This is a genomic window from Mycolicibacterium pyrenivorans, from assembly GCF_025821625.1.
GTDB lineage: Bacteria > Actinomycetota > Actinomycetes > Mycobacteriales > Mycobacteriaceae > Mycobacterium > Mycobacterium pyrenivorans.
Genome location: NZ_JACKSH010000149.1, coordinates 1 through 3,796, shown reverse-complemented (window position 1 = coordinate 3,796; position 3,796 = coordinate 1). Strand labels below are relative to the sequence as shown.

The following is a 3,796-nucleotide window of genomic DNA, read 5'->3' as shown; positions in this document are numbered from 1 at the left end:
ACCAGCAGCTTCGAGGGAGGCCCGCCCTTCTCGGCGGAGCCACACGGGTGGGGAATTTCGATGAGCGTCAGTGGGGAAATTCAGTGAGCGCGGTCACTGGGCGCCGACACGGATTCTTGGACTGCCGCAGAGGCAATAAACGCATCCCAGCCATGTGGGCCCGGTGCTTTGCCGTCGGCGGTCAGCCAGTCGCCCCACTGCCCAATGTGGCCGTCACACACCCTATGGTTCTGGTCGTCCACATGTACGTGGCGCACACTGTCGTGGACACAGCACGGTACCGAGCAGCGATCGTAGGGAGGCATCGGGCGTTGAAGTTCTCGCCACCTGGCCTCGCTGACCCACTCGTCGCGAGCTCGTTTCTGAGGCCCACTCCTCCGCCGGGCCTTTCTCAGAAGGCTCCCGTGATGTGTGCAGTAGCCGGTCTTCCATGCTTCGCGATTGCTGCCACAGATCATGCAATCGGGCCGGCGCGACAATGCCCATCCCATCGTGTGTGGTGACACCGGATCCGCATTGCGCACAAACTCAGCAAGGTCGACCGAGTCCTGAACGCGTCGGTACTCTTGTCCATGCGAAATGCAGATGAGGCGGGTCTCCGTTGACGACAAGCGGCCGCCGCAACCCTCGACGCGGCATGCCCACCCGTACGTCTCATGGTGCAGGGGAAACTCGATAGGCTCGGCGAGCAGCCATGATGGGAAATGTTGACTGACAACATAATAGCGTTGTTCGAGAGTCAGCCCGAGGTAGTCACTCTCGGTGGCCGGAGCTAAGGATTCCTCAATCAATTCCGCCGCAGTCAATGTGCGACCTTCGATGCCGGTTCCGGCGCGAGATATGCTTCGCTCGCTGGCCGGGCAGTGGCTTCCCAGGCTTGCTCGAGATACTTCATGGCGTGGCGGTTGGCGGACTTGCCGTATAGGTCGGACACCATCTGAGGGCTTGCCCAGCCGAACTCTTGGGCGACCAGTTCGGCGTTGAAATCGGATTCGGCGTACAACGCCGCTGCGGCCTTGTGCCGGAAACCGTGCGGCGTCACCCGCACTGGGAGCCCGGTCCGCTGGCACGCTCTGGCCAGCATCTTGCGGACACCGGCCGTGGTGAGCGCCGCACCCGGAGTTCGGCCCGCGAGGTGCACCAGAACCTGTTCATGATTGACCAGATGCGAGATCGGATGGAACTCGTCCAGCAGATACGCGTAAAAGGTACTGATCATGTCCGGACTAACAGCCCGGATGACGCCGTCCACGACACAGCCGTCCCTGCCGACGACTGTCGGGCCGTAGGCCTTTGCGCGGGCACCGTTGGGGTTGTCCTCACGTCCGATGACGTGCATGTGGGGATCAGCGCGTTGACCACACTCATGATTTCGGCGCAGGTGCAGGTCACTGAACCGAAGCCCGCACAAGCCACCCACCCTGATGCCCCCGTCATGCAGCCACGTCAGGATCATCACATCGCGAGCCGACGTCAACACACCCGGCTCGAACAGCGACTGCACCGTCTCGTCTGGCAGGAACCGGGGGCGCCGTGTGGTTACCTTCGGCGCGAGGGGATTGACCTGGCTCATTCGCCCTGATTTGGTCTGTCCCGCAGCGGTTTTGGAGCGTAACGATTCAGCCAACTCCGGCGCTACCTCTCCCGAGGCTGCGAGTGCAAGGTAGTACGCCTTTACGACGGAGGCGACGTTGCCAGCGGCTGACGGACCCAGGGGCTTCTGCGTCGGCTTACGCCACACCGCGCCGTAGACACCGTCGACCTGACCAGTCACCCCGTTCATGTAGCGCTGCAAGTCCTCGAAGCTGACCACACCGGGTGTCTTGCCATTCGCCAGCAGCCAGTTCAAATGATCGACCAGACTGTAGGCATAGGTCTGCTGAGTCGATGTCCCGTAGCGCGTCAACACCGTCAGACTTGGACGGTGAACCTCCAAGTCGGGAGTGAAGATCCAGAAGGACTGGCTCCCATCCCCATGTCGCACCCTGCGAACAGAGAACCGATCACCGTCCACGCCTACCCCACCTGCCGCGTCCTTGGGAACCCGTGATCGCATGAGTACCACGCCCGCACGGAAGCCGGCGGGAGGCTCGCCGCGAACGTCACGAACACAGCTCGTGTTGGATGCTAAAGAGTGGCGGCGGTCTGGAAATATGGCGACCTGGCCCAGAACATGGGGGCGGACCGACAGAGTGTCGTCGTGGCGAGTCCCCGATACTGAGTCCACCCGGTTCTTGAGTCGGGTTGGTGTGATCCGTTCTCAGTTGATGCTGCAGGCCACCGGGGTGTGGGTGCACCTGCAGGCTGCAGCGTACTCGGCCGGAGTCAGGTAGCCCAGGGCCGAGTGGCGGTGTCGGTGGTTGTGCTCGTGCTTGAAGTCGCCGATGACCACGCGGGCCTCGAACAGGGTGTTCCAGTAGTTGCGGTTGAGGCACTCCTTGCGCAGGCGGTTGTTGAACGATTCGATGTAGCCGTTGTCCCACGGGCAGCCCGGCGGGATGTACACCATGCCGGTCTTGTTCTCGCAGAATCGTTGCAGCGCTTGAGAAACCATTTCCGGCCCGTTGTCCATCCGTAGCACCTTCGGCGGGCCGCCTGCCGCGGCGAATGCTTTCTCCAACTCAAACACCAGCCGCTTGCCGGTGATCGAGCGTTCCACCACATGCAGCAGCGACTCGCGGGTGTGTTCATCGATCATCGAGGCGATCTTGATGGCCTTGCCGTCGATGGTGGAGTCGAAGGAAGTCGATCGCCCACACCACGTTCGGCGCGTCGGCCTCCACCGGCGGGACCGAGGAGATCCCAGCCCGCTTGCGCGGGCTGTGCACACGGACCTGCAGGCCCTCCTCGCGCCACAGCCGGTGGATCTTCTTCTTGTTCACCTCACGGCGCTCGTCGTAGCGCAGCGCCGCCCACGCGCGGCGGAACCCGTGGCACGGGTGTTTGGTGGCGTAGGAGCGCAGCCAGGCCCTCATCTCGGCATCGGGATCGGCAGTGGTCTGCCCGAGCGGCAGGCGACGGTTCACCCGGCCGGAAACGCTCACCAACCCACCGGGGCCAAAATTGGTGAAGAACACCGACCAAAGTGGGGCCAAGTCAGGTGACCACACTCAGCTCGACGAACTTCGAGCACTACCCGCCCCACAAGGTCGCCCACACCCTGCGCACGGTGACCTGGTGCCGCAGCCAGGCCGAGCAGATCGGACCTGGTGCGGTGGCGATCGTGGCTGAGCTGTCGGAGGTCAACGCGAGCTGTAGGAGGTCAACGCGATCCACCGGCTGCGCGCGATCCAGGGCATCATCGGGCTGCGTGACCGCTACGGCGCCGGGCGGTTGGACGCCGCCTGCTCCCGGGCCCTGCAGGTCGGCGATCCCCGGTATCGCACCGTCAAAGGCATCCTGGTCGCCGGCACCGAAGCCGGTGACACCCCGGCACTCGCCACCGCGCCGCCGCCGGCGCTGCTGCGCGGCCCCGAGGCCTTCAACACGGAACGCACCGCCTAACCACCTGCAGCGACCGTCGCATTCGCAACCTGCTGCAACTACATTCACACGAAGGAAAACTATTGTGACTATTCACGATCCGAGCCTGCGCGCTGCTTTGAAGACCCTGCAACTGACCGGCATGCTCGACACCCTCGATGCTCGGCTGGCGCAAACCTGTGACGGCAAACTCGGGCATCTGGAGTTCCTGCAGTGTCAATGGACATTTGAAAGTGCCCGTGGGCGGACAGGAGAACTGCCCGTAGGTGGCCATTAAGAATTGCCCGGTGGCGGACACGAATCTGCCCATGAG

At 63.4% G+C, this 3,796-nt stretch carries 4 protein-coding genes and 1 pseudogene; 2 read left to right on the top strand and 3 right to left on the bottom strand.

The window, feature by feature from the left end; translation table 11 throughout:
* Positions 1 to 802 precede the first annotated feature (802 nt).
* The 3 genes from H7I57_RS18090 to H7I57_RS18080 all read right to left on the bottom strand — a co-directional run bounded on the left by H7I57_RS18090 (position 803) and on the right by H7I57_RS18080 (position 3,044).
* Positions 803 to 1,909: a tyrosine-type recombinase/integrase gene (locus H7I57_RS18090; protein ID WP_264025089.1), complete on the bottom strand. Its 1,107-nt coding sequence runs from the start codon at positions 1,907 to 1,909 to the stop codon at positions 803 to 805.
* Between the two features lie 351 nt (positions 1,910 to 2,260).
* A complete protein-coding gene (locus H7I57_RS18085) occupies positions 2,261 to 2,707 on the bottom strand; it encodes an integrase core domain-containing protein (protein WP_372510268.1) in 447 nt (148 codons plus the stop codon).
* Positions 2,688 to 3,044 (bottom strand): IS3 family transposase, encoded by a 357-nt coding sequence (locus H7I57_RS18080; protein ID WP_264025087.1) that lies wholly within the window; start codon positions 3,042 to 3,044, stop codon positions 2,688 to 2,690. The genes H7I57_RS18085 and H7I57_RS18080 overlap by 20 nt, the downstream gene beginning before the upstream one ends.
* A gap of 289 nt (positions 3,045 to 3,333) precedes the next feature.
* On the opposite strand from H7I57_RS18080, the gene H7I57_RS18075 reads away from it, so the two are divergent.
* Together H7I57_RS18075 and H7I57_RS18070 are read left to right on the top strand one after the other, a co-directional pair.
* The gene (locus H7I57_RS18075) at positions 3,334 to 3,504 is read left to right on the top strand and encodes a hypothetical protein (RefSeq protein ID WP_372510267.1); all 171 of its coding nucleotides are present in this window, start codon (positions 3,334 to 3,336) and stop codon (positions 3,502 to 3,504) included.
* 64 nt (positions 3,505 to 3,568) lie between these two features.
* Positions 3,569 to 3,742 (top strand): annotated as a pseudogene (locus H7I57_RS18070) (ATP-binding protein); the annotation flags it as partial.
* Positions 3,743 to 3,796: the final 54 nt, after the last annotated feature.